Raw genomic sequence first — 26,780 nt, forward strand, 5'->3', positions numbered from 1 at the left:
AGAAGTTAAATCACTGATTTACTGGATATAAAACCGCTTTGAAAATAAAAGTAATTAATATATTATCGCGTTCGAAAAAATAAATAACGCAATACATCCTATTTTGAAGATTTACTTTTTATAATTGTCGTCCCAATCTTTTGCTTTAGGCTCTCCAAGTTTGCCTACAGACTTTGCGACTAACATGGTTACCGCAGCATCTCCAGTTACATTTACTGTGGTTCTACACATATCTAACGGACGATCTACTGCAAAAATTAAAGCTAATCCAGCCTCAGGTATTCCTGCTTGAGCTAAAACAATAACCAACATTACCATACCTGCACCAGGTACTGCAGCACTACCAATAGAAGCTAATGTTGCAGTAGCAATAATACCTAATTGCGCACTTAAACTTAAATCCATTCCAAACGCTTGTGCTATAAAAACGGCTGCCACAGCTTGATATAAACTCGTTCCGTCCATATTAATAGTAGCTCCAATTGGTAAAACAAAACTAGTTACTTCTTCATCTACTCCTAAATGTTCTTCTACACGTTCCATGGTTACAGGTAAAGTAGCTGCACTACTACTTGTTGAGAACGCTAATAATTGCGCTGGAGAGATACCGTTAAAAAAGAATTTTGGTGTCCTTTTTGTAAATATAAACACAATCCCGGCATACACCGCCATCATTAATCCTAAGCCTAAAAGCACACTAAAGGCATACCAACTGAGTGCTTTAAATAAATCGGCACTAGGTGCTTCTACAATTAAGGCGGCTAGTAAAGCAAAAACCCCATAAGGTGCTGCCAACATAATAATATCGATAAGCTTTAAGATAACTTCATTAAAACCATCAAAAAAGTCTTTAACAGGTTTTGCCTTGTCTTCAGGAATAAGAATCAGCCCAATACCAAAGAAAATTGCGAAGAATATAACTTGCAGCATATTACCATTATCACTTGCTGCTTTAAATATATTACTAGGCACTAAATCTTCTAAAGCTTTTAAAGGACCTGCTTGTTTTTGTTCTTCTGCCGCAGCAATTTTAGAATCGGCATCGCCTTTATAACTTTCTACAAGTTGGGTTCTAGTTTCTTGAGTTATAGATTTACCAGGTTGAATAATATTTACCACTGCCAAACCAATAGTTACTGCAATAACGGTTGTTATGATATATGTGGCAATAGTTCTTCCCCCCATTTTAGAGAGTTTAGAAATATCTTTTAAATCGGAAACTCCTTTAATTAAAGATGCCAAAATTAATGGGACCGCAATTAATTTTAAGGAGTTAATAAAAATGTTTCCAAAGGGTTTAATCCAATCGCTTACAAAATCATTTCCCCATTCAAATTGGGTCATGACCATTGCAAACAAAACCCCTAAAACCATTCCTAATAAAATTTGCCAGTGTAATGCGAGTTTTTTCATAGTATGGTTTTAGTACGTTATCTTTATTTCTTAAAAGTTGAATTAATTTTTATTTATACATTTTATCAAGTAGCATATAATCTGCCAACACTAGAGCAGCCATAGCCTCTACAATAGGTACGGCTCTAGGTACTACACATGGGTCGTGACGCCCCTTACCTTGCATTTCTACTATATTACCTTCCTTGTCTATGGTATTTTGCGTTTGCATTATGGTTGCAACTGGTTTAAAAGCGACTCTAAAATAAATATCCATACCGTTACTTATTCCACCTTGTATTCCTCCAGATAAGTTGGTTTTTGTTGTACCGTCTGTATTATATAGATCGTTATGTTCGCTTCCTTTCATTTTAGCACCACAAAATCCGCTACCATATTCAAAGCCTTTTACGGCGTTTATAGATAACATCGCCTTACCTAACTCGGCATGTAATTTATCAAACACAGGCTCTCCTAAACCTATGGGCACATTTTTAATCACGCAAGTCACGGTACCTCCAATGGTATCTCCAGCCTTTCTGATGTCCTTAATTTTTGAAATCATCTTTTCGGCAGTATCTGCATCAGGACATCTTACAATATTACTTTCTATATCATTAAAATTGATGTCTTGATAAGGCTTTTCCATAAAAATATCGCCTACAGACGACGTAAACGCATGTATTTCTATACCGCTTAAAACCTGTTTAGCGATTGCGCCTGCCACAACACGACAAGCCGTTTCACGAGCAGAACTACGTCCTCCTCCTCTATAATCGCGAATTCCGTATTTTTTTTCGTAAACATAATCGGCATGCGACGGACGAAATGAATCTTTAATATGGGAATAATCGTGAGATTTTTGGTTCGCGTTTTCTATAATAAAACCTATAGACGTTCCTGTAGTTTTTCCTTCAAAAATACCTGATAGAAATTTAACTTCGTCTGGCTCTTTACGTTGTGTTACAATAGCAGACTGCCCGGGCTTTCTACGATTCATTTCATGTTGAATAGCATCTAAGTCTATAGAAATCCCCGCAGGACATCCGTCTAAAACACCACCTAATGCAACACCATGAGATTCACCAAAAGTGGTGAGCTTAAAAATTTTTCCGAAGGAATTTCCCGCCATAACAAATTGTATTTTTTTGCTAATTTAAAAGTAATATTACTAATAATAAAATAGAATATCACGAAACAGGAAATAATATAGAGAAAGCTTGGTAACCTAAACTTTACAAAAAGCTATTTATTAATTAATTAGGACTTTAAGTTAAAGTAACATATGTTTTTGTTATTTGTAATAATAGCAACATTTAACACCCTAGTTTATTGAAAATTAAAAGAAAAATCGAAGTTGCCGTCATTTCAGATGTGCATTTAGGGACATTTGGCTGCCATGCCAAAGAATTATTATCGTATTTAAATAGTATAAATCCTAAAAAACTCATTTTAAATGGCGATATTATAGATGTTTGGCAATTTAACAAGCGGTATTTTCCTAAAGCACATATGCAAGTTATAAAAAGATTATGGATATGGCTTCTGATGGTATAGAGGTGATTTATATAACAGGAAATCATGACGAAATGTTACGTCGGTTTAGTGATTCAACCATCGGTAATTTTTCGATAGTAGATAAATATACAATGGAATTAAACGGAAAAAACGCCTGGTTTTTCCACGGTGATATTTTCGACGTTTCCATACAAAATGCCAAGTGGCTTGCAAAATTGGGTGGCTATGGATATGATGCATTAATTTTAATTAACCGACTTGTAAATTGGTGTTTAGACAAAATGGGACAAGAAAAATACTCCATCTCTAAACGCATTAAAAATGGTGTAAAAGGCGCTATAAAGTACATTAATGATTTTGAAACTGTCGCTACCGATTTGGCTATAGAACAAGGGTACGATTATGTGATTTGCGGACATATCCACCAACCAAAAATGTTAATTAAAGAAAATAAACACGGTAAAACCATGTATTTAAACTCTGGCGATTGGGTTGAAAATTTCACAGCTTTAGAATATCAATTTAAACGCTGGAAAATCTACAATTACAATCACGATAAGCTTTCACCTTTTTTTGTAGATGAAGAGCTAAAGGCAATGGATATGCAAGATTTAATTGCGGCTATAACAATAGTTGATAAAAAAAATAAAAAACAAAAATCAGATTAACGCGTGTCGCAAAATTGAAACTGGGTGCTGCGCTTCTCGCGCCGTTCCGTCTTTAATTTGATGTCTACAACTAGTACCATTTGCAGAAATTACAACATCCTTAGTGGCTTTTCGAATAGCAGGAAACAAAGTTTGTTCTCCTACATTCATACTAACCTCGTAATGTTCTTTTTCGTAACCAAAGCTTCCAGCCATACCACAACATCCACTAGGTATTATCGTGGCCTTGTAGCCCTTTGGTAAATTCAAGATGGTAAACGTTGATAATTGATTACTCATTGCTTTTTGATGACAATGTGAATGTATTTTTATGACTTTCTCTTCGGTGTGAAATTGATCTGATGAAATATTTCCTTTTACGATTTCTGAATATAAAAAATCTTCAATCAAGAAAGTGTGTTTTGCAATTTGTTTAGCACTTTCCTTATCGTCTGCCAGCATTAAATATTCATCTTTAAAAGTAAAAATAGCAGATGGTTCTATGCCAACCAAAGGCGTGTCTTCAGTTATTAAATCTTTATACGCTTTTACATTTTTAACAGCACAATCTTTAGCCTGTTCTAAAAACCCTTTCGATATAAAAGCACGTCCAGATTCGGCATGTTTTACAAATTTTAAATTATAATTTAACCCTTGTAACAAGGCAATAGCATCTAAACCAATTTGAGTGTCTAATAGGTTAGTAAATTCATCTACAAAAACATAAATAGTTTTGATATGTTTTTTACTAACACCATCATTATTAATACCTTTAATATGATTATTTAAACTTTTAGATGATACTAAAGGCATGCTACGGTTTTCGGCTATTCCAAATGCCTTTTTCATTAAATCTGAGGTCCATTTGGTTTTAAAAAAGAAATTCGTGATGCCAGAAATATGAGTGGTTAGTTCATTGACTTTATTATTATAAGCAAAGAGTTTTGAGCGTAAACTAAAACCATTTACTTTTTGATATTGGTATAAAAATTCTGATTTCATACTCGCAATATCCACTGTACTTGGACATTCGTTTAAGCAAGCTTTACAGCTTAAACACAAGTCTAAAACCTCTTTTAATTCTTTATGATTAAAGGGGTTTTTCTGATCTGAGTTCGTTAAAAATTCACGTAGTGCATTGGCCCGAGCTCGAGTCGCATCTTTCTCGTTTCGTGTTGCTCGGTAACTTGGGCACATGGTACCTCCTAATTCGGGTGGTTTTCTACAGTCGCCACTCCCATTACATTTTTCGGCCTGTCTCAGAATACCTTCAGTAGCAGAAAAATCCATTAATGTTTTAATTTCTGGCTCTTTCCGGTTGGCTACATAGCGTAACTTTTCATCCATGGGAAAGGCATCAACTATTTTCCCCGCGTTAAAAATATTCTTCGGATCGAAAACTGATTTAATACGTTTTACAATGCCGTAATTGTCTTCTCCAATCATTAATGGAATAAACTCGGCTCTCACAATACCATCTCCATGCTCTCCAGACATCGATCCTCCGTATTTTTTAACCAAATGGGCAACATCGGTAGTAATTTTTCGAAACAACACTACATCTTCCTTTAGTTTAAGGTTTAAAATAGGACGCAAATGCAATTCCCCCGCCCCAGCATGGGCATAATAAACTGCCTCTTGTTTATAGCCTTTCATTAAGGCCGTAAACTCATTAATATAATTTGCAAAATCGGGAAGCGCCACAGCTGTATCCTCAATACACGCTGCCGATTTTCTGTCGCCTATAATATTTCCTAATAACCCTAATCCCGCTTTTCTTAACTCAATTGCTTTTTCAATATCGTCGCCATAAAGTACGACATTAGCGTAGCTTAGTCCTTCTACCTCTAGGGCATTAACTAAAGCTTGGGCTTGAAGTTTCGCTTCATCTATAGTGTGTCCTCTTAATTCGTTCATTAAAATAGCTTGAGGATCTCCTACGACAAACTGTCTATTTTCTTGTTGCTTTAAATTGTTTTTTGTGCAATCTAGAATCGTTTTATCCATCATTTCACACATAAACAAATGATGTTTCATGCACGTGGTCGTTCCCACTAAAGCATCTGAAATCGATTTAAAGTGCGCCGCTACCATAACACGTTCGGTGGGTGGTAAATCGTCTAAATGTAAAGTGATTTCTGTTGTAAAAGCTAAAGTCCCCTCGCTACCGGTTAATAAATTACACATGTTAAATGGCTTGTCGGAGGCTCCAAAAGCAGAAGAATCGATCAATTTATCTAAAGCATAACCCGTATTTCGTCTGTGAATTTCTGGTTTCGGAAATTCCTTTTGTATATTTTTCTTGACACTTTCAGGTTCCAATTCCTTATAGATGGTCTTATATAGATCACCTTCTAAGTTTGTTAAACTCAACTTTTCCTGAAATTCATCTGAGGTTAAATTCCCAAATTTAGCTTCACTACCATCGCTTAAAATGGTTTTTAATTCTAAAACTTTATCACGAGTTACCCCATACCTAATAGAGGTAATACCACAAGAATTATTACCAACCATACCCCCAATCATACATCTATTTGATGTTGAAGTGTCTGGCGAAAAGAATAGACCTAAAGGTTTAAGCTGAAGATTTAAAAAATCTTTTACTACCCCTGGTTGTACTGTAACCGTTTTTGCCTCTTTATTAATGGCAATTATTTTTGTAAAATGTTTAGAAACATCTACAACAATTCCTTCTCCTACACATTGACCAGCTAACGATGTTCCTGCTGTTCGAGGTATTAAGGTAATATTATTAGTGTTTGCAAAAGCAATTAAAACTTTTAAATCGGTTTCGTGTTTTGGATAAGCAACTGCTAGAGGTAAACGCCTATAAACCGAGGCATCTGTGGCATAAATGGATTTAATTAAATCATCGAAATACAAATCGCCATCTAGTGACTTGTTTAAGGTTTGCAAATCGAAAGACACAGATTTAGTCATAGTATAAAGGATTAATACCGGTTAAATGTTAAGCTATTTCAAAGTAAAGATAGTTATTAGAATTAACAAAATATTCGTTTGCGTTCATCATTACTAAGTTCTAAATTTTATTTTTGAGACTTAATTCAAAGAAAATTATTAATGAAAAATTTATTTTTAACTACAGCTTTTTTTTAATTGGGATAAGTGTTTTTGCTCAAGAAATATCAAAAAATGCTTTAGGGCTTCGTCTGGGGAGTAATAATGGCTTTGGCGGTGAAATCTCTTATCAGCGAGCTCTTGGAGATAACCATAGATTAGAATTAGATTTGGGATGGAGAGATGGAAAGGATTACGATGGATTTAAACTTACCGGCTTGTACCAATGGGTTTGGCCCATAGAAAACAGGTTTAATTGGTTTGTAGGTGTTGGTGCTGGGCTTGCAAATTACGATTATAATAATGGTCATAATCATTCAGATAATCATAATCACCATCATGATAGTGATACATTTATTTTCGCAGCCGGAAACATTGGTATAGAATATAACTTTAAAATTCCATTATTAATTTCGTTAGATTTTAGACCTGAGTTTGGTTTTGGTGATTACGATGACGACTTAGATTTAGATATCGCTTTAGGACTAAGATATCAGTTTTAGCATTTTTTTTATGCATAAAGGCTTCAGATTAATTAACTAAACTGAAGCCTTTATAAATATTTAATTTTGAGAAATTACAACTTTTTAGAAAAATTAATAAGAAGATTTTAAGGTTTATACTGATAAACTTTTCTGTAAAGTTTCTTCATATAACTTTTCGTATTGCGGAACAATTTTATGTAAATCGAAAATATAAGAGCGCTCTTTCGCGTTTTGTTTGAATTGAGCTAAACGCCCTTCGTCACTTAATATAAAAATTGCATTCTGGCTCATATGTTCAATATCGCCCACATCGCTTAAAAAACCTGTAATACCATTAATATTCACTTCTGGAATACCACCGGTGTTACTCGAAATAACAGGTACACCAGATGCCATGGCTTCTAAGGCTGCTAATCCGAAACTTTCGGTTTCTGATGGCAATAAAAACAAATCACTAAAACATAAAATTTTATCAATTTCGTTACTTCTTCCAAAAAATACCACTTTATCAGAAATACCTAACTGCTGACATAAAGCTTCAGCCTTTTCTTTATCGGGACCTTCCCCTACTACCATTAATTTAGCTGGAATTTCCTTCTGTACATTATAAAAGATTTTAATAATATCTAAAATGCGTTTTACTGGTCTTAAATTACTAATGTGGGTAATGATCTTTTCAGTATCTGGAGCAATCATGCCCCGCTGACAATCGGTAAAAGAAAATTTATACTTTTCTACATCAATAAAATTTGTAATGACATTAATTTCATTTTTTATATCGAATAATCTAAGCGTATCTTCTTTTAAACTTTCGGAAACCGCCGTAACGGCATCAGATTTATTAATACTAAAACTTACTGCGGGTTTATAAAAGGGATGACTGCCCACAAGGGTTATATCGGTGCCATGTAACGTGGTTACAATTGGAATATGAATGCCATCTTCTAACAACATTTGTTTTGCCATATAGGCAGCATAAGCATGAGGAATGGCATAATGCACATGTAAAAGCTCAATTTTATGAAGCTTTACCATATCTACTAATTTACTAGATAAGGCCAACTCGTAAGGCTGATAATGAAATAATGGGTATTCTGGTACAGTAACTTCGTGATAGTGCACTTTGTTACTCAATAAATCTAACCGTACCGGCTGGTTATAAGTAATAAAGTGTATTTCGTGTCCGCGTTTAGCCAATTCTAAACCCAGTTCGGTGGCTACTACACCACTTCCTCCAAATGTTGGATAACAAACAATTCCTATGCGCATCTTAATTTATAATTGCTTCGTAAATGAGTTCTTGAATATCTGTTCTAATATTTTCTCTTAATAACATATTAATTTCTGAAGAAGGATAGGTTCTATTTGCTAGAAACACATATACCAATTCTTCGTCTGGATCTGCCCAAGTGTAGGTTCCGGTGAACCCGGAATGCCCAAAACTTTTCATAGACAAGCAACCACAGGTTGGTCCACTTTTTCCCAATTGAGGTTTATCAAATCCTAAACCACGTCTGTTACCATTATTACAATAATAACAGGTATTAAACATATCTACCGTTTCTGGTTTAAGATAACGCTTTCCGCCATAAAAACCTTCTTGTAAATACATTTGCATAATTTTAGCAATATCGTTGGCATTACTAAACACACCCGCATGTCCACCTACTCCATTTTGCATGGCTGCTCCCATATCGTGCACGTAACCTTGTACCACTTGATGGCGGTAATAGGTGTCATTTTCTGTAGGCACTATATGTTTCATTGGAAATTTTAAATACGGATTATACGTTGTAAAATTCATACCCAGGGATTCGTAAAAATGAGTTTGAACCAAATGATCTAATGTTCTGTCGTAATACGTTTCAATAAATTTCTTTAAAATATAGTAAGGTAAATCGCTGTAACGATACCCCTGTTTTTTTAGCAAGTCTGAGTCCTTGATAACCTTCTGAATACTATCAGGATAGTCCCGTTTTAAGTACAAGTTATTGGTTACTTTTATATTGAAAATTTCTGTTGGTGTTTTACTATAATATTCAGAACTCGGCATTTTAGCCGAGTCGAGTGTTGCAATATAAAAAGGAATCCAGGGTTTTAAACGTGCATAATGCGACAACATTTGTTTTAATGTGATATTCGCTTTATTAGAATTTTTATAATCTGGCAGTAATTCCCCAAGTGTTGAATTAATGGTTATGTCATCGTCTTTTTCAACAATTTCCATGACTAAAGGTAGTGTTGCTACAATTTTTGTTAAGGACGCAATATCGTAAATATCATTAAATTCTACCGCTTCAGATTTTTTATCGTAAGTGTGCTTTCCAAAATTTTTATTATAAATAATCTGTCCTTTTCTAGCTACTAAAAGTTGAATTCCAGGTGTCATATGCTCATCGACAGCGCGCTGTGCAATAGCATCTATTTTATGTAATTTTTCTGAATCGATACCTACACGTTCTGGAACGGTATACCCCAATCTTAAAATAGAGCTGATCTCTATACCATCTCCGGCATGCAGCCCATTACCCACAGAAACTGGTAGTTTCCCTTTAGCCGAAAGCGCACCAAAAATAATTTGTGCCGACTTTTCTTGAGCAACTTCACTATTTTGATAACTAACAACTATACCTTCTATATTTTCAATTGTTGGTAAATCTAACAAGGCATAAGGTTTTACAAAGACATCTAAAATAACGGTATGAGTCTGTGCTATACTTTCTAATAATTGAATTTCTTCCGGAGTAAAACTAAAACTTTTCCACGGATTAGCATTCGAACGGTGTAAACCGACAATGACCGTGTTGTAACTATCTAATTTACTTTTTATATAGCCATAGGTGTCCGATTTAACTTCATGAACCTTAGTGTATTTTTTTAATTCGTTTAAAAAAGGTGTACCGCTATCGTCTCCTAATTTAACATAAGCTATTGCCTTTTTATCTAAATCTCGAATAGGTAATACTTCTTTGTCATTTTTTACAACGGTTATAGCGTTTTCAAATAACTCTTCATTTAAAATATCATCCTCTAATCGATTTAAATCGGAAATAAGGTTTGTGGTATCAATGGGTTTATAATGATTTAAACCCACTTTATATTTAGCCATTAAAATTTTCTTTACCGAATACGCTAAACGTTCTTCAGTAATTTCTTTAGCATTATAAGCCTCGGTAATTTTAGCCATAGCTTTTGGCACATCTTCAGAAATCAATAATATATCGTTTCCAGCTAAAAAGGCCGCTAAATCTATATCGCCCGGACTACTAAAATTAGCAACTCCTTTCATTTCTAGAGCATCGGTAAAAATTAATCCTTCGAAACCCATTTTTTCTTTAAGTAAATCGGTAATGATAGCTTTTGATAAGGAGGATGGAAAATCTGGTTTAGGCTCTAAACTCGGGACATTTAAATGTGCCACCATAACACTTTCCATTCCGTTTTTAATCAAAGTTTTATACGGATAAAGTTCTATAGAGTCTATACGTTTTTCTGTAAAAGTAATTGTTGGCAACGCTTTATGAGAATCAGTTTCTGTATCGCCATGACCAGGAAAATGCTTCCCAGTAGCCATTACGCCAGCACTCTGCAAACCTTTCATAAAAGCCAAAGCATGTGCCGTTACTTCTTCGCGATTTTCTCCAAACGAACGGTTTCCTATTATAGGGTTATTTGGATTTGTATTGATGTCTACATCTGGACCGAAATTAAAATGTATTCCTAAACGTTTACAGTGTTCACCAATATGCTTCCCCGCTTTCTCCACTAAATACTTGTCTTTAATAGCGCCCAAAGTCATGTTCCACGGAAATGCATAGGTAGAATCTAACCGCATGCTTAAACCCCATTCAGCGTCCATACTCATAAGCATAGGAACTTTAGACAGGCCTTGGTAAGTATTACTTAATTTAGCTAATTTTTCGGGTCCACCCTTAGAAAATATGATACCGCCAATATGATTATTTTTAATAAGGGCCTTAATGCCATCTACATCTTTTGTATTTGCAGATGTCATGGCGCGAACCATAAATAATTGTCCAATTTTTTCTTGAAGGGACAAACCATTATATATACTATCTACCCATTTTTTTTGACCTAAAGCGTCTTTTGTAACTAAAGGATTATTGGGATTTTGACTATAAGAAAAATGAATACTAAAAAATATAAGGGATATATATAAAATATTGCGCATGAATAAATCAATTTGATTGTAAATACATTATTTACGATAAATAAGTAGGCAAAATACCATATTTAATATGAAGATAAAAAGACTTTAAGATAGATTTATAAAGTTTTAACTTAACAGTGTAACGCGGCAAAAACATGATACTATAGAAAATCTTTTTATGTATTAATTTGGGGCTAATACATAAACACCCTTCATGTATTAAAAATAAAAGAAGGGTGTTTTATAGTGTCGATTTAGAGCTTACTCCACCAAATCGATATATCTGTCATGATAACCTAATAAATACAAAACACCATCTAATCCTATACTAGAAATAGAACTTTGTGCATTATCCTTAACTTTTGGTTTGGCATGAAAAGCAATACCTAAGCCAGCAAGATTTAACATGGGTAAATCGTTAGCACCATCTCCAACAGCAATGGTTTGACTAATATTGATACCTTCTAAATTGGCAATCTCTTGAAGATACTCTGCCTTTTTATTACCATCTACTATATCGCCAAGATACCCTCCTGTAAGTTTACCATCTACAATTTCTAATTGATTAGCAAAGACATAATCTATGCCTAATTCCTTTTGTAAATAATATCCGAAATAGGTAAAACCTCCAGAAAGGATTGCTGTTTTAAATCCGTAATTTTTTAAAGTGTCTATTAGTCGGCGAGCTCCTTTCGTGATTGGTAAATTTACAGCGACTTCTTGTAACACATCTTCACTCAATCCTTTTAAAAGTTTCATCCGGCGTTTAAAACTTTCATTGAAATCTATTTCGCCTTGCATAGCAGATTCTGTAATGGCTTTAACTTCTGCTCCAACACCTGCTAATTCGGCTAACTCATCGATTACTTCGGTTTGAATTAAAGTAGAATCCATATCAAAACAAACTAAACGTCTGTTTCTTCTATAAATATTATCTTCTTGGAAGGCGATATCGACATCTAAATCCCGTGAAATTTGCATGAACTTTGCTGTAAGTTCAGACTTATCATCAATTTGTCCTCTAATAGACAACTGAATTGAAGCCCTGGGATACTCTTCTTCTTTTACTAAAGATAAACGTCCTGTAAGTCGTTTAATAGCATCGATGTTTAAGTTTTTATCTGAGATCACTTTTGTAACTTCCGAAATTTGTTCGGCTGCTAATTTCTCTCCTAGAATCGTTATTATATAACGATCTTTTCCTTGTAATTTCACCCATTTTTCGTACCCATCCAATGTAATTGGAGTAAATTTGGCCGTAATGCCAAGTTCGTAAGCTTTAAATAATAAATCTTTTAAAACAGCTGCAGATTTTTTCTTTGATTGTATTTCAAATAAAATTCCTAGCGATAAGGTATCGTGTATATTGGCCTGACCAATATCTAAAACTTTGGCACCGTATTGTGCTAAAACACCCGTTAAGCTAGAAGTTAGACCTGGTTTATCTTGTCCTGAAATGTTTAATAAGATAATCTCATTATTCATAATGTTGTAAATATCTTTTAAAGTTGAAAAAATGATGCACTAAGGTTTAATAGCACATGTTTATGATTGATAGCTGTAGTATGTTGAAAATAATGTTTGGAAAACATTTTTAATAGATTATTTAAGAAATCTATTGTGCCAACTGTCGCTAGCAGGCACTTCCCAATTCTCTTTGTATTCAGCAATATTATTTACCAAATTATTAAAAACTATGGTATTTTTAGATACGGCTTTGTCTTTAGCCATCTTTCTAAATTCAGTTAAAGTTTTGTAGGCAACAAATTCCCCTTGCTTGTAAGAAACATTCATTTTGTCTAGTAAATCTACATTATACTCTTTTTCTAATTGCTGAATAAAATGTACCGAAGCATCTAAAGAACATCCCGATGCTTTGTTGATGTCTTGATTTAACCCGATTACAATAAAACGCTTATATTTAATGTCGTAGCCTGCACTTAAGTCGGCACCATGGGCAGTCCAGTTTTCTAAAAACACTTCTATTTTAGATTTTATTTCGTCTAATTCTTGGTCTGAAAATGAACGATTGGCTTGGTATATCCAAACTTTTGAAGTTTCTGGTAATGTATTAAAATCTACTAACATGGTTTAATTCTATATTTTAATTAGTGATGATTTTTGAAATTAATCTCAAAAAATACACCTCAAATAAATCTTGTTTTTTCTGATTGAAATTCTGAAAGGATTCTTGTTTAAATAGTATAACCTAATCCTATTTGTGTTTACAAATCTTGGGCATTAGCAATAAGTTCGGCTATATCCATTACATCTACTTCGGCTTCCTTATCTTTGGCTTTAACACCATCGGTCATCATGGTATTACAAAACGGACATCCAGCCGCGATAATATCTGGCTTTACCTCTATAGCTTGTTCTGTGCGTTCTACATTTACTTCTTTATCCCCTTTTTCGGCATCTTTAAACATTTGCGCACCACCTGCTCCACAACATAAACCTTTGCTTTTACAGTTTTTCATTTCGACCAATTCGGCTTCTAACTTCTGAATTAAATCGCGTGGCGCTTCATACACATTATTAGCACGTCCTAAATAACACGGATCGTGAAAGGTAATGCGCTTCCCTTTATATTGGCCGCCTTCAATAGTTAATTTCCCTTCGTCTAAAAGCGATTTTAAGAATTGCGTATGGTGCATCACTTCGTAATGTCCGCCCAATTCTGGATATTCATTTTTAATGGTATTAAAGCAATGCGGACATGCGGTTACAATTTTTTTAACCTCGTAAGCATTTAAAACTTCTATATTAGTTACCGCTTGCATTTGAAATAAAAACTCGTTTCCAGCACGTTTTGCAGGATCTCCAGTACAACTTTCTTCTGTACCCAAAACTGCAAAATCTACTTTTGCTTTGTTTAATAATTTTACAAATGCTTTAGTAATTTTCTTAGCTCTATCATCAAAACTTCCGGCACAACCTACCCAAAATAAGACATCGGGTTGTTTGCCTTGAGCCATATATTCTGCCATAGTTGGCACTTTTAGTAATTCGCTCATGTTCTATTTTGATTTTGTGTATTTATTAACTTTAAGCATATTAAAACCTATTCGTCTTTCCAGTTTAAACGATCCATTTGGTTGTAAGGCCAAGGTGCACCGTTATTTTCTATGTTTGTCATCATGTTATTTAGTTCTGCTGGGGCAGCCGATTGCTCCATTACTAAATACCGTCTCATATCTATAATTATGGATAAGGGATCTATACTAACCGGACAAGCTTGTACACAAGCATTACACGAGGTACATGCCCAAAGCTCTTCGTTAGTAATATAATCGCCTAATAATTGTTTTCCGTCGTCTTTAAATTCACCATTATTTGCATCTATATTTTTCCCGACTTCTTCCAGACGATCTCTGGTATCCATCATAATTTTACGTGGCGATAATTTTTTACCCGTTTGGTTGGCCGGACATTCGTCTGTACATCGTCCGCATTCCGTACAGGTATAAGCATTTAATAACTGTACCCAATTTAAATCTTGTACGTCGCTCGCTCCAAATTTAGCTACATCATCTGTTCCCGATTCATCTTCTGCAGGGGCTGCAAATGGATCGGCATCGGGATCCATCATCATTTTAACCTCTTTGGTTACAGCCTCTAAATTATCTAATTGCCCTTTTGGTTTTACTTTACCGTAATAGGTATTTGGAAAGGCTAAAAGAATATGTAAATGTTTAGAAAAATATAAATAATTAAGAAAGATTAAAATACCAACAATATGTAACCACCACGCACCACGCTCGATAATATGAAGCGTGCCTTCCGACATATTACTAAATAAAGGTGCAATAAATTGACTTATAACATTTCCATTATTCATAGCTTGAAAATGTACATCTGTGGCATTCATCACTAAAAATAAGGTCATTAAAATCATTTCAAAATAAAGGATGATATTACCATCACTTTTTGGCCAACCTTTCATTTCAGATTTCCAAAATCGTTTTAGCTTAATTATATTCCTACGAATCCAAAATATAATAACCGATACAAAAACTAGTAAGGCCAAAATTTCGAAGGATCCTATTAAAAACCCATAAAAACCACCCATAGCAGAGAATATACGGTGGGTTCCGAAAAGGCCATCAATAATAATTTCTAGAACTTCAATATTTATAATTACAAAACCAACATATACAATAATGTGTAAAAATCCAGCAATAGGGCGACGTACCATTTTGCTCTGCCCCAAAGCAATCCGGGTCATATTTTGCCAGCGTTGCGAGGTATTATCACTGACATCTACATCGTGGCCTAGTTTAATATTTCGGATTAATTTTTTTACATTTTTTGCAAAATAACCTATCCCTGCTATTAAAATTAATGCAAATAATATGTTAGGAAGTATACTCATAGTTTAGTTAGTTGTTGGCGATTGCACGTCTACGTTTAAACCATTATCCTCTACTTGATTTTCTTCAGCATCAAACTTACCTGGTCTTTTTCCGAATAGAGAGAAGTGAACATAACGTTTCGGATTTAACTTCATATCCTGTAATAATTGCTCTAATTGTAAAGATGCTCCTTCTATATTGTTATATAACTGATCGTCTTTTAATAATTTCCCAATAGAGCCTTTTCCGCTATTTACATCGGCCAATACGCCATTAAATGTATTTAAGGTATGTTCTAACTTAACCACCACACCAGATATATTAGACGCTGCTAAAGAATCTGTTAATTCTGAAATATGTGACGAAGCATTGTTTAAATTAGATAAGGTACTTTTAATATTATCTTTATTATCTACTAAAATACCGTTTAAAGAATTTGAAGTCGATTTAAAGGAAGACATGGTTTGGTCTAAAGAAGCGATAGCATGTTTTAAAGAGGCTTTAGTGTCTTCGTCGAAAATACTATTTACATTTAAAAGTAATGAATCTGCATTGTGTGTTAATGATTCTATCTTTTCTTGAAGCGGGGCTAACTTTTCGCCAACTATATCTGTTAAGCCTGATTTTCTTCCTGCTACTAAATAATCTTGATCTTTTGCTAAACCGGCATTATCGAAAACAGGGATGATAGCAATGGCTTTACCTCCTATTAAACTCGTGTCGTATAATTCGGCCTTACTATTTTTAGAAAAAGTATAATCGTTATCTACTACTAAGGTTACCAATAAATTGGTAGTTCCGTCTTCTAACAACTTTATATCTTTAACCTTCCCAACATTTAAACCACTTATAGTAACAGGAGTAGATGGTGTTAAACCTTCAACATTATCATAAACAACATAAAATGTTCTTGATGATGAGAATAAGTTTTCGCCTTTTAAAAAATTAAAACCGAATATAAAAAATATGATACCAGCTATAACTAGGATAGCTACTTTTACTTCTTGCGTTATTTTCAAAGCTATGTTTTTAGTTTATAAACAAAATTAGAAATAATAAAATTAGAATACACTTAATTTGATGTAGTTTTTAGCACTTTATCTAAAAGCACTTGCTCTCCATTTTTAAAAGCAACAATAAAACTAGTGTCAAATCCTTTAGATTTGGCCCGAGATAATAGGCTTTTTATTTCAGCGTAATCTGAGGAATTTCCGTAATAATATTTATACATCTTACCTACTTTATCTCTAGAAATCGGACTTAAGCCACTAAAATTAAAGGGTTTCGTTTCTAGTTTTTTTGAACTAGCCGCTATTTGAACTTTAAATTCTACATCATCATACACTTCGGAAGTGCGTTTTTCTAACACAACACTTTCCTTTTTCGGGGCGCCAATATTTTCTCCTACATTTAAGTCTAACGATCTTTTGTATTCTAATATAGCGTCTTCAATTGCTTGCGAGATTTCTGCCTGCCCTTTCGATGAGTTCAAATAATGCCCTTCTTCTTTATTAGTAATAAATCCAGTTTCTATAAGTACACTTGGCATATAGGTGTTATGCATTACCCATAAACTTGCTTGTTTTACTCCTCTACTTTTACGTTTAAGATTGTTCGCAAAATTATGTTCTATCATACCTGCAAGCAGAATACTATGATCTATATAATCTTCCTGCATTAAAGTTAGTCCGATTAACGACTCTGGTGCATTCGGATTGAATCCGTCGTAATGCTTTTCATAATCGTCCTCTAAAAGAATTACTTCGTTTTCCTCTTTAGCAACATCAAAATTTCGTTTGGTATTGGCAACCCCTACCACATAAGTTTCAGTTCCAGAAGCTTGAGAGTGGTGGGCATTACAGTGTACCGAAACAAATAAATCGGCATCGGCCTGATTTGCAATTTTTGCTCGTCCTCTTAGCGTTACAAACACATCGGTTTTACGCGTATAAATAACTTTTATATCGGGATTCTTTTCTAGTGCTGCTCCAATTTTTAAAACTATCTTTAGAGCAACATCTTTCTCTGTAAATCCATATTTTGTAGGCTTCCCAGGATCGTGTCCACCATGACCAGCATCTAATACAACAACAAATTTATTGGTATTAGGTTCATTATCATTGGTAAAAGATGTTAGAACGGTTACACATACAATACATAAGAAAAGTAACAAGAATTTCGTTTTCATATAGACTATAACACTTAAGGCTTCTGTTTATTATTAAATTTTAGTGAATATTATTCAATCACAAAAAAATATATGTAATTTTGACTTTTTTAATCAGCAATATACACTTTACAAAAATACATTTAAAAGCATTGCGTACAAACTACTTTCAAATACTTTTAGCTTTAAGTTTTACAGTGCTTATCAACACTAATAGCTTTTCTCAAGACCTGCCACAAACCGTTAAGGTAATTAAACCAAATACACCAAACACCCCTTTAATTACTATAGATAGTTTAGCCGTTCGTGAAATTACAGAACAAGCGCAAGACACCACTAAACTTGATAGTGTCTTTATTCAAAAAGAATTTTTAACTAATATCGTAAAATATAGCGCTAAAGACTACTCTTCTTTTAACCGCTTAGAGCAAAAATTATATTTATATAATGAAGCCGAAGTAGATTATGAAGACATGAATATTAAAGCAGGCTCTATTGTAATAGACTATAGTAAAAACGAAGTGTATGCAGGAAGAATTCCAGATTCAACGGGAGCGTTAACACAAAAGCCTGTATTTACACAGGGCGCAAGTGTGGTAGAACCCGATTCAATTCGTTTTAATTTTGATACGCAAAAAGCATTAATTTTTAATTCGAAAACCGAGCAAAGCGGATTTCATATTATTGCGCCTGTAGTAAAAAAGGAAAGCGATTCGGTTATATTTATGGCTAAAGCAAAATTTACAACTTCGCAGAATACCGAAAACCCGGAATATTATTTTAAAGCGAGTAAGATTAAATTTGTACCAGACAAAAAAATTGTAGTTGGTCCCACAAATATGGTAATTGCCAATGTGCCTACTCCTATTGCCGTGCCTTTTGGTTTTTTCCCTTTATCAGACAAGCAAACGTCGGGAATTATAATTCCTAGTTTTGGAGAAGAAAGTAACCGTGGGTATTTCTTGCAAAATGGTGGATACTACTTTGCCGTAAGCGATTATGCCGATTTAACCCTTTTAGCCGATTATTATACCAATGGAAGTTACGGATTTAGGGCAGAGAGTAATTATGCTTTTAAGTATAAATTTAGAGGAAACGTTGGGTTTAGATTCGAAAGTTTAATTAATAGCGAAAAAGGATTCCCAGATTACTCAAAATCTACAGTTTATAACTTAAGGTGGTCTCATAGTCAAGATGCAAAATCGAATCCTACCTCCCGATTTTCGGCATCTGTGAACTTAGGTAGTAGCTCGTATTATAGAGAATCTATAAACCAAATTAACACCGGGAATTTTTTAAATAATACCTTATCATCATCTGTTTCGTATTCTAAATCGTTTACGGGAGAACCTCAAGTTAATTTAAGTGTAACGGCAACGCACTCTCAAAATACCCAAACAGAACAGATAAACATGACCTTACCAACATTTCAAGGAAGTGTAAGTAGAATGTTTCCATTTGCTCCAAAAACAGGTACTAAAAAAGGGATTATTCATAATTTAAATTTACAGTATAGTGTACGTGCCGAAAATCAGATAGAAACTACAGATTCTTTATTTTTTAAACCCCAGATGTTTGATGATGCAAGAGCAGGTATACAGCAATCAGTTCCAATAAGTACAAATTTTAAACTTTTTAAACACTTTAGTTTAAGTGCTGGAACGAATTATCAAGAAAATTGGACGTTTAAAACCGTAAATAAATATTTCGACGAAGATACCGATGAAGTGATTACCGAAACTGTAAATGGATTTGATTCGTTTAGAACCTACAATTTCAATACAAGTTTAGGAACCACTATTTATGGAATGTTCGACTTTAAAAAACCTGGTAAAGACCCAAAAATACAAGCAATAAGGCATGTTATGCGTCCTTCCATAAGTTATAACATAAATCCGTCGTTCGATCAATATTACGACACTTATGACGTAATTTCTGCCGATGGAATCACCCAAGACACATATACGAGATTCGAGGAATCTTTATTTGGCGCACCTAACCAAAACTTCTCGTCCTCTTTAGGTTTATCGTTAGCAAACAATTTCGAAGCCAAAGTAAAAGATAGAGATAGTACGTCTACCGAACCCAAAAAAATCATGTTACTTAATAACCTGAATTTTTCTACAGCCTATAATTTTGCAGGAGACTCTCTACAATGGAGTCCTGTAAGAGTATCTGGTGGGACACAGATTCTTAATAATAAAATGAATATAAATTTTGGTGCCACTTTAGATCCGTATGCTCTAGACAATAACAATAGAAAAATCGATGTTTATAACATTAAAAATAATGGAAGTCTATTTAGATTAACCAGTGCTAATATGACGGTGAGTTATTCCTTATCTAGCAAAATGTTTAGTGGTGAAGCAGAGGATAAAAATGACCGCGGTATCCAGGAAAATCTAAGAGGTGGTGGACGAGATGACGATTTATTTGGTCGATCTCAAGATTTTTCTGATCAGAGTTTTTTCGATAATGAAGATGAAGAAGAGAAGGAAGAAAAGGACACCGAATTTTATAAGTTTAAAATCCCTTGGACACTCAATTTGGCCTATGCCGTGAATTATGCGAATTCGGCTAGGCAGAACGAAATCTCATCGCATTCCTTAATGTTTTCTGGAGATGTAGAACTCTCTCCGCGATGGAGTGTTGGGGCATCTTCAGGTTACGATTTTAAAAACATGGGATTCACCTATACACAACTACGATTTGAACGCGATTTATTAAGTTGGCGTATGAATTTTAGCTGGGTACCTTTTAGCACGCGAAAATCGTGGTATTTCTTTATTGGAATTAAATCGAGTATTTTAAAAGATCTTAAATACGATAAACGTTTACAACCAGATCAACAACTTTAAAACATAACATATGAAAACGATTATTACAACCCCTAATGCTCCTGCTCCTATCGGTCCGTATAACCAAGCTATCTTAAAAAATGGTATGCTATATGCCTCTGGACAAATTGCGATTCACCCATCTACTAGCGAATTGGTTTTAGATGATATTCAGATAGAGACCAAACAAGTTATGGAAAACATAAAAGGGATTCTAGAAGCTGCCGATATGACGTTTAATGATATTATTAAAACTTCTATCTTTATTAGCGATATGCATAATTTTGCTCAAATAAACGAGGTGTACGCCACCTATTTTGATGAAGCTACAGCGCCAGCAAGGGAAACTGTAGAAGTCGCAAACTTGCCAAAATTTGTAAATGTTGAAATAAGTTTTATCGCATCAAAATAAACAATATTTCTTAACCTTATAGGTCCAAACTAATTAACACTATTCGTTAAAGTTTGGGCTATTTTTTTTATTCTACTTTTTCAAACAAAACTTAAAATGTACTTTTATAACAAACAAAAACACTTACGGTATGCGCATTGAAAATGAAATAAAATTAGGCTTTAAAGATGTTATGATTCGCCCAAAACGATCTACTTTAAAAAGTAGATCTCAAGTAAGTTTAGAACGTGAATTTACATTCTTACACAGCAAAACTAAATGGACAGGCGTACCAATTATGGCTGCTAATATGGATACGGTCGGAACTTTTACACTTGCCCTAGCGCTAGCCGAGCAAAACTTATTTACAGCTATTCATAAACATTATACCCTAGAAGATTGGGACCGATTTTTAGATCAAGCTCCTGAAAACATCGAGAATTATATAGCCGTAAGTACGGGTACTGGAAAACAAGATAGCGAAAAACTAAAAGTTATTTTTGAAAAACATCCCAACCTGAGATTTATCTGTATTGATGTGGCTAATGGCTATTCAGAGCATTTTGTGAAATTTGTAGAATATACTCGAGCTCAATTCCCAGATAAAGTGATTATAGCTGGAAATGTGGTCACCGGAGAAATGGTAGAAGAACTTTTATTATCTGGTGCAGATATTGTAAAAGTAGGAATTGGCCCAGGATCGGTGTGTACGACCCGTGTAAAAACAGGTGTTGGATATCCTCAATTATCGGCAATTATAGAATGTGCTGATGCAGCTCACGGATTAGGTGGACAAATAATTAGTGACGGTGGATGCGCTGTTCCTGGCGATGTATCGAAAGCTTTTGGTGCTGGAGCAGATTTTGTAATGCTTGGTGGTATGTTAGCGGGCCATTCAGAAAGTGGTGGGGAATTAATTGAACGCGAAGGCAAACAATTCAAGAAATTCTACGGTATGAGCAGCGAAACGGCTATGGATAAATATGTTGGAGGAGTTGCAGAATATAGAGCTAGCGAAGGAAAAACAGTTGAAGTTCCTTATCGCGGCGATGTTAATAATACCCTACAAGATATTTTAGGAGGTTTAAGGAGTACCTGTACCTATGTAGGCGCACAACGCTTAAAAGAACTTACAAAACGGACGACGTTTATTCGTGTAGCGGAACAAGAAAATAAAGTTTATACAGAATAATCACTATCTAAACTTTCTAAAAACAAAAAGAGGCTGTCGAAAAAGTTGAGTTTTTGTCATTCTGAAATAAATTCAGAAAGACGGATTTCAAAACTTTTTAAACAGCCTCTTTTATATTATGTTTTATAGACCAGAGTTTGGTTAATACTCCACAATTTTGTCTACAACCAATTGTCTCATATTTTCGCCATCTTCCAGTTTATACTGAATTTGTCTTGTCTTTCCTGTAGGCGCATTATTTTCGTAAATCGGGAAACGTTGTACAAAAGTACCTTCTACCATCGCGAATTCATCATGACCATTATAGCCTTTACTAGCTTCTGCATTATCTGAAACATTAGGAATATTAAACTGGCTCATAGACTTACCATTGTTTACAGAAATTCCAATAGCTTCTCCTTTTGCATTCGAACCTGTTTTGGTATAAATTATTACCTCAGGAAAAGAATCATTATTTAAATCATCCATTTCAACATTAGTAATTTCTCCATGAATTGGATAAGTTTGCGGATCTGAAACGTCTGTTAAGCCTATTGGTGTTACACTTACTTCTCCCCCATTTTCTTCAATAATAAATGTATAGTCTCCTTGTGTAACAGATTTAACATATCCCGTTTTATCAATTTGACTTGCATCTAAATCACCATTTAGTTTTGTATATGTTCCTGCTAAATTTGCACCACCAGAACAATAATACGCTAAACCATCTTTATCAGATTCTGGATCTGTACCTATAGTCACGGAATCATCTTTAAAAGAGAATACTATGGTAAATCCGTTTTCGTAAACTTTCAATGTGTTTTCATCACTTACGTTCCCAATAGCATCAAAAGAACAGGTTGCTCTTTTTTTATCCCCTCTAGAACGAACAGATAGTTTCACTTTAAAATCGTCTATAGGTTTTACAATTACTGCAACCCAATCGTAGCCTTCATCTTTTTTGGCATAATCACTATCTACGTAATTTCCGTAATGCGACGTGTTGAATTTAGATTCAGAAGGTGGTGTTTGTTCTTCTATTTCGGTAGTTTTTAATTGTCCTTTGGCAATTGTCTCGTCGCCTTTGGCCCAAGTAAATTCACTGCCTTTAGTCCACAAAACATATCCGTCTTCCCCCTGATACTTTATTCCACTAGCACTTTCTACTCGCTGCAACGCATAGTCTTTATTGGCGTTAGAATCATGAACTGTTATTTTTCCATCATCACTTCCTGGATTAGCTATCACCACGTATTCATTGGCATTATCGCTAGATACAAAAATAGTGGACGAGTTGGAATCTGCTAATTCTAAAGCAGATGCAGTACTTTTTTTAGAATCATTGCAAGACATTAAACTTAAGGATAAACAAACTGCACTTGCAATAATAAAAGGTTTATTCAGACGAATCATAAGTATTGTTTTTATAAATAATGAATTAATAAATTTAGTTAAAAAATAAATATTGAAGCTTAAAAAATTAAGAAGAATTATAAAAAGTCAGTAGGAAAATTAAATTTCTTCTGAAGACAACCCAAGATAGGACTTAATTTAGAAGTGCATATAGAGTCTAAAAATTTAATTCATTTTTGTACTTTAAATTCTAAATTCCGGTTCACTCATTTAAACTATTACTAAAAAAATCTCAGATTAATTTTAAACCTGAGATTTTAAAAGTTATATATTTTATGAGATAATCTATGCTATATCTAAATAGGATCAAGGAGATAAACGCTCTTTTTTCCAATCGTAATCTTCTTGAAGTTTATAACGGATTCTATCATGTAAGCGGTTTGGTCTGCCTTGCCAAAATTCTAATTCTACAGGTCGTACTATAAATCCGCCCCAATAATCAGGTCTTAAAATTTCTTTACCTTCATACTCGTCTTCTAAAACTTTTAATTTAGAATCTAAATACTCTCTGCTCTCAACCACTTCACTTTGATGAGATACTATAGCTCCAAGCTGACTCCCGCGAGGGCGAGATTCAAAATAGCCATCGCTCATATTGGCTGGAATTTTTTCTGCTACACCTTTAATAATGATTTGACGTTCGGCTTTTGGCCAGAAAAACGATAAACACACATTGGGGTTCGCCAAAATAGCTTTCCCTTTTTCACTTTCGTAATTGGTATAAAAAATAAAGCCTTCGTACGTATAGCGTTTTAAAAGTACCACACGACTTTTAGGAAATCCGTCTAAACCAATGGTAGACACTGTCATGGCATTTGTTTCGTCCTCTAAGAAATGCTGATCGACTTCTAAAAACCAACTTCTAAAAAGTTCTAAGGGATTTTCTGGAGTGTCTTCTGCGAGAAGTTCTCGCTTTTCGTAAACCTTTCTGTAATTGCTTAAATCTTGTTCTTCCATAGCCTTAAACGCTTTACAAGTTATATATTAAATACTTTACCCACTTCTGCTAATTCTACGGCGTCGTACACTTCTTGTGCTTCAAATTTAAATTCATTTAAATCGTCGTAGCGTGTAGAAAAATGCCCTAGAATAAGCTGCTTTGCATTGGCAAGTTTAGCTATTTTAGCAGCTTGTTTTGCAGTACAATGCTTTGTTGGCTCGGCATTTTTTCCGTGTTTTTCTAAAAATGTAGATTCGTGATATAAAGCATCTACATCTTTTATTAAAGGTACGATGCTTTCTGTATACACAGTGTCACTACAAAAAGCATAACTTTTAGGAGGCGTTGGCGCTTTTGTTACACTTTCGTTTTTAACTAAAACTCCGGCTTCGTTATAAACATCGGCGCCTTGTTTTAGTTTTCTGTAATACGCCACATCGATATCATCGTTTAAAATGGCATTCATATCGAGTTTGCGTTCACCTACTTTTTCTTTAAATAAAAATCCGTTAGTATAAACGCGATGTTTTAAAGGAATGGTATGTACTTCTACCTGCTCGTCTTCGTATATTAATTCTGATTCTTTAGATGTTAATTCATGAAAAACCAAGTTGAAATTAGTCCAATTCCCACCTAGTTTCATTTGAAGCGTAATCACTTCCTTTAATCCTTTAGGGCCATAAATATGTAAATCGGTTTCTCGGGTTAACAATCTAAAGGTAGATATTAAACCCACTAATCCGAAATAATGATCTCCGTGTAGATGAGAGATGAATATGTGTTTAATACGATTAAATTTAACCTTATACTTTCTGAGTTGCACCTGCGTCCCCTCTCCACAATCAATTAAAAATATCTGATTCTTAATGTCTAAAACTTGCGAGGTTTGGTGGGCATTAATACGTGGTGTTGCACTGTGACAACCAAGAATAGTTAATTGCATAGATTAAAACCCTAAATCGCGTTCCATTTCTTCCATCTCAATAATATCGTAGGCCTCTTTTAAGGTAGGTACCACAACAATTTCGTCTGGAGTTTCTGATAAATTGATTTTATCGGTTACAATTACAAAAGAATGTTTTGCTTTTCTATGATTATTAGATAATTGAAGAAACTCAATAATGTTTTCTAACGTTAGTTTATTTAATGACGATAGGTTAACAATGATATTATCGTTTTTAAATTTTGTATACGAACTTTCAATTTTCTTAACTAATTCTATAGGAGTTGCATTTTCTTGGGTCACGATAGTCGTGTTCCCTTCTGTATTTAAAATCATAAATTACTGTTTTATTTTTGAAGCTAATAAATATATTACAGCCATCCTAATTGCCACACCATTTTGTACTTGATCTAAAATTATGGCTTGTTTAGAATCGGCAACATCACTCGTAATTTCTACACCACGATTTATAGGTCCTGGATGCATAATAGTAATTTCTTTGTCTAGACTATCAAGCAACGCTTTATCTACTCCAAACTGTTGAGTATATTCTCTTGTGGATGGGAAATAACTAATATCCATACGTTCGTTTTGCACACGAAGCATATTAGCTACATCGCACCATTCTAATGCTTTACGTAAATTTGTTTCAACCTTTACTCCAAGATTATTAATGTACTTCGGAATTAATGTTTTTGGTCCACAAACCATAACATTTGCACCTTGAAGTTGTAAGGCGTATATATTTGATAGGGCAACTCTACTGTGTAAAATATCGCCTACTATAACCACATTTTTACCTTTGACATCGCCTAATCGTTCGCGTATAGAATACGAATCTAACAAGGCTTGTGTAGGATGTTCGTGGGCACCATCGCCGGCATTTACAATACTTGCCTTAACATGTTTAGAAAGAAAAACACAGGCACCAGGGTTTGGATGGCGCATAACAACCATATCTACTTTCATAGATAAAATATTGTTTACCGTATCTATTAAAGTTTCTCCTTTTTTAACTGAAGATTGTGCTGCAGAAAAATTAATAACATCTGCAGATAATCGTTTTTCTGCCAATTCGAAAGACAATTTTGTTCGGGTAGAATTTTCGAAAAACAGATTGGCAATAGTAATATCTCGAAGCGAAGGCACTTTTTTAATCGGCCTATTGATAACTTCTTTAAAATGATCGGCAGTTTCAAAAATTAACTGAATATCTTCTTTGTTAAGATATTTAATACCTAGTAAGTGGTTTACACTTAATTCGCTCATCTT

General features: G+C 34.2%; 20 protein-coding genes and 1 pseudogene. 5 read left to right on the forward strand and 16 right to left on the reverse strand.

Features of this window, described 5'->3' with window-relative positions:
- Window positions 1-111: 111 nt before the first annotated feature.
- On the reverse strand, window positions 112-1,413 hold the full coding sequence (locus tag A9D35_RS02220; protein ID WP_066218417.1) for a dicarboxylate/amino acid:cation symporter: 1,302 nt from the start codon (window positions 1,411-1,413) through the stop codon (window positions 112-114).
- Between the two features lie 49 nt (window positions 1,414-1,462).
- Window positions 1,463-2,524, reverse strand: coding sequence for a chorismate synthase (aroC, locus tag A9D35_RS02225; protein WP_066218420.1), 1,062 nt, complete (start codon window positions 2,522-2,524; stop codon window positions 1,463-1,465).
- 200 nt (window positions 2,525-2,724) lie between these two features.
- Here aroC and A9D35_RS02230 point away from each other — a divergent pair.
- Window positions 2,725-3,578, forward strand: a pseudogene (locus A9D35_RS02230) (UDP-2,3-diacylglucosamine diphosphatase).
- Here the strand turns inward: A9D35_RS02230 and A9D35_RS02235 are convergent.
- The gene (locus tag A9D35_RS02235) at window positions 3,570-6,497 is read right to left on the reverse strand and encodes an FAD-binding and (Fe-S)-binding domain-containing protein (protein WP_066218422.1); all 2,928 of its coding nucleotides are present in this window, start codon (window positions 6,495-6,497) and stop codon (window positions 3,570-3,572) included. The pseudogene A9D35_RS02230 and the gene A9D35_RS02235 sit on opposite strands and share 9 nt — an antisense overlap.
- Window positions 6,498-6,610: 113 nt before the next feature.
- Between A9D35_RS02235 and A9D35_RS02240 the strand changes: the two genes are divergently transcribed.
- The gene (locus A9D35_RS02240) at window positions 6,611-7,138 is read left to right on the forward strand and encodes a hypothetical protein (RefSeq protein ID WP_439951222.1); all 528 of its coding nucleotides are present in this window, start codon (window positions 6,611-6,613) and stop codon (window positions 7,136-7,138) included.
- Window positions 7,139-7,252: 114 nt separating this feature from the next.
- Here A9D35_RS02240 and bshA read toward each other — a convergent pair whose 3' ends face one another.
- The 8 genes from bshA to A9D35_RS02280 all read right to left on the reverse strand — a co-directional run bounded on the left by bshA (window position 7,253) and on the right by A9D35_RS02280 (window position 17,834).
- Window positions 7,253-8,389 carry an N-acetyl-alpha-D-glucosaminyl L-malate synthase BshA gene (gene bshA / locus A9D35_RS02245; RefSeq protein ID WP_066218425.1) on the reverse strand — a complete coding sequence of 379 codons (1,137 nt, stop codon included), beginning with the start codon at window positions 8,387-8,389 and terminating at the stop codon, window positions 7,253-7,255.
- A gap of 1 nt (window position 8,390) precedes the next feature.
- The gene (locus tag A9D35_RS02250; protein WP_066218428.1) at window positions 8,391-11,312 is read right to left on the reverse strand and encodes a serine hydrolase domain-containing protein; all 2,922 of its coding nucleotides are present in this window, start codon (window positions 11,310-11,312) and stop codon (window positions 8,391-8,393) included.
- Window positions 11,313-11,552: 240 nt separating this feature from the next.
- Window positions 11,553-12,776 (reverse strand): phosphoserine phosphatase SerB, encoded by a 1,224-nt coding sequence (gene serB, locus A9D35_RS02255; RefSeq protein ID WP_066218431.1) that lies wholly within the window; start codon window positions 12,774-12,776, stop codon window positions 11,553-11,555.
- Between the two features lie 117 nt (window positions 12,777-12,893).
- A complete protein-coding gene (locus tag A9D35_RS02260) occupies window positions 12,894-13,379 on the reverse strand; it encodes an ABC transporter ATPase (protein WP_066218433.1) in 486 nt (161 codons plus the stop codon).
- Window positions 13,380-13,516: 137 nt separating this feature from the next.
- Window positions 13,517-14,308: a (Fe-S)-binding protein gene (locus A9D35_RS02265; protein WP_066218436.1), complete on the reverse strand. Its 792-nt coding sequence runs from the start codon at window positions 14,306-14,308 to the stop codon at window positions 13,517-13,519.
- Window positions 14,309-14,355: 47 nt separating this feature from the next.
- A complete protein-coding gene (locus A9D35_RS02270) occupies window positions 14,356-15,666 on the reverse strand; it encodes a 4Fe-4S dicluster domain-containing protein (protein ID WP_066218438.1) in 1,311 nt (436 codons plus the stop codon).
- Window positions 15,667-15,669: 3 nt separating this feature from the next.
- Window positions 15,670-16,665 (reverse strand): MlaD family protein, encoded by a 996-nt coding sequence (locus tag A9D35_RS02275; RefSeq protein WP_066218440.1) that lies wholly within the window; start codon window positions 16,663-16,665, stop codon window positions 15,670-15,672.
- 53 nt (window positions 16,666-16,718) lie between these two features.
- Window positions 16,719-17,834 (reverse strand): N-acetylmuramoyl-L-alanine amidase family protein, encoded by a 1,116-nt coding sequence (locus A9D35_RS02280; protein ID WP_066218442.1) that lies wholly within the window; start codon window positions 17,832-17,834, stop codon window positions 16,719-16,721.
- Window positions 17,835-17,914: 80 nt separating this feature from the next.
- Here A9D35_RS02280 and A9D35_RS02285 point away from each other — a divergent pair, with 80 nt between their 5' ends.
- From A9D35_RS02285 to A9D35_RS02295, 3 genes are all read left to right on the forward strand, one after another.
- The gene (locus tag A9D35_RS02285) at window positions 17,915-20,671 is read left to right on the forward strand and encodes a putative LPS assembly protein LptD (RefSeq protein WP_083191588.1); all 2,757 of its coding nucleotides are present in this window, start codon (window positions 17,915-17,917) and stop codon (window positions 20,669-20,671) included.
- Window positions 20,672-20,681: 10 nt separating this feature from the next.
- Window positions 20,682-21,062, forward strand: a complete 381-nt coding sequence (locus A9D35_RS02290; RefSeq protein ID WP_066218451.1) for a Rid family detoxifying hydrolase — start codon at window positions 20,682-20,684, stop codon at window positions 21,060-21,062.
- Between the two features lie 130 nt (window positions 21,063-21,192).
- Entirely contained in the window at window positions 21,193-22,233 is a 1,041-nt protein-coding gene (locus A9D35_RS02295) for a GMP reductase (RefSeq protein ID WP_066218454.1), read from the forward strand.
- 141 nt (window positions 22,234-22,374) lie between these two features.
- On the opposite strand, the gene A9D35_RS02300 is transcribed toward A9D35_RS02295, so the two are convergent.
- The 5 genes from A9D35_RS02300 to A9D35_RS02320 form a co-directional block, all read right to left on the reverse strand.
- On the reverse strand, window positions 22,375-23,625 hold the full coding sequence (locus tag A9D35_RS02300; protein ID WP_083191589.1) for an MliC family protein: 1,251 nt from the start codon (window positions 23,623-23,625) through the stop codon (window positions 22,375-22,377).
- Window positions 23,626-23,931: 306 nt separating this feature from the next.
- Complete coding sequence (gene pdxH, locus A9D35_RS02305; protein ID WP_066218457.1) at window positions 23,932-24,582, reverse strand: pyridoxamine 5'-phosphate oxidase; 651 nt, start codon at window positions 24,580-24,582, stop codon at window positions 23,932-23,934.
- A 20-nt stretch (window positions 24,583-24,602) separates the two neighbouring features.
- The gene (locus A9D35_RS02310) at window positions 24,603-25,508 is read right to left on the reverse strand and encodes a ribonuclease Z (protein WP_066218460.1); all 906 of its coding nucleotides are present in this window, start codon (window positions 25,506-25,508) and stop codon (window positions 24,603-24,605) included.
- Between the two features lie 3 nt (window positions 25,509-25,511).
- Window positions 25,512-25,844 carry a ribonuclease Z gene (locus tag A9D35_RS02315; RefSeq protein ID WP_066218462.1) on the reverse strand — a complete coding sequence of 111 codons (333 nt, stop codon included), beginning with the start codon at window positions 25,842-25,844 and terminating at the stop codon, window positions 25,512-25,514.
- Between the two features lie 3 nt (window positions 25,845-25,847).
- Complete coding sequence (locus tag A9D35_RS02320) at window positions 25,848-26,777, reverse strand: aspartate carbamoyltransferase catalytic subunit (protein WP_066218465.1); 930 nt, start codon at window positions 26,775-26,777, stop codon at window positions 25,848-25,850.
- Between the last annotated feature and the right edge of the window lie 3 nt (window positions 26,778-26,780).

It is taken from the genome of Formosa haliotis (assembly GCF_001685485.1).
GTDB classification, from domain to species: Bacteria; Bacteroidota; Bacteroidia; order Flavobacteriales; family Flavobacteriaceae; genus Formosa; species Formosa haliotis.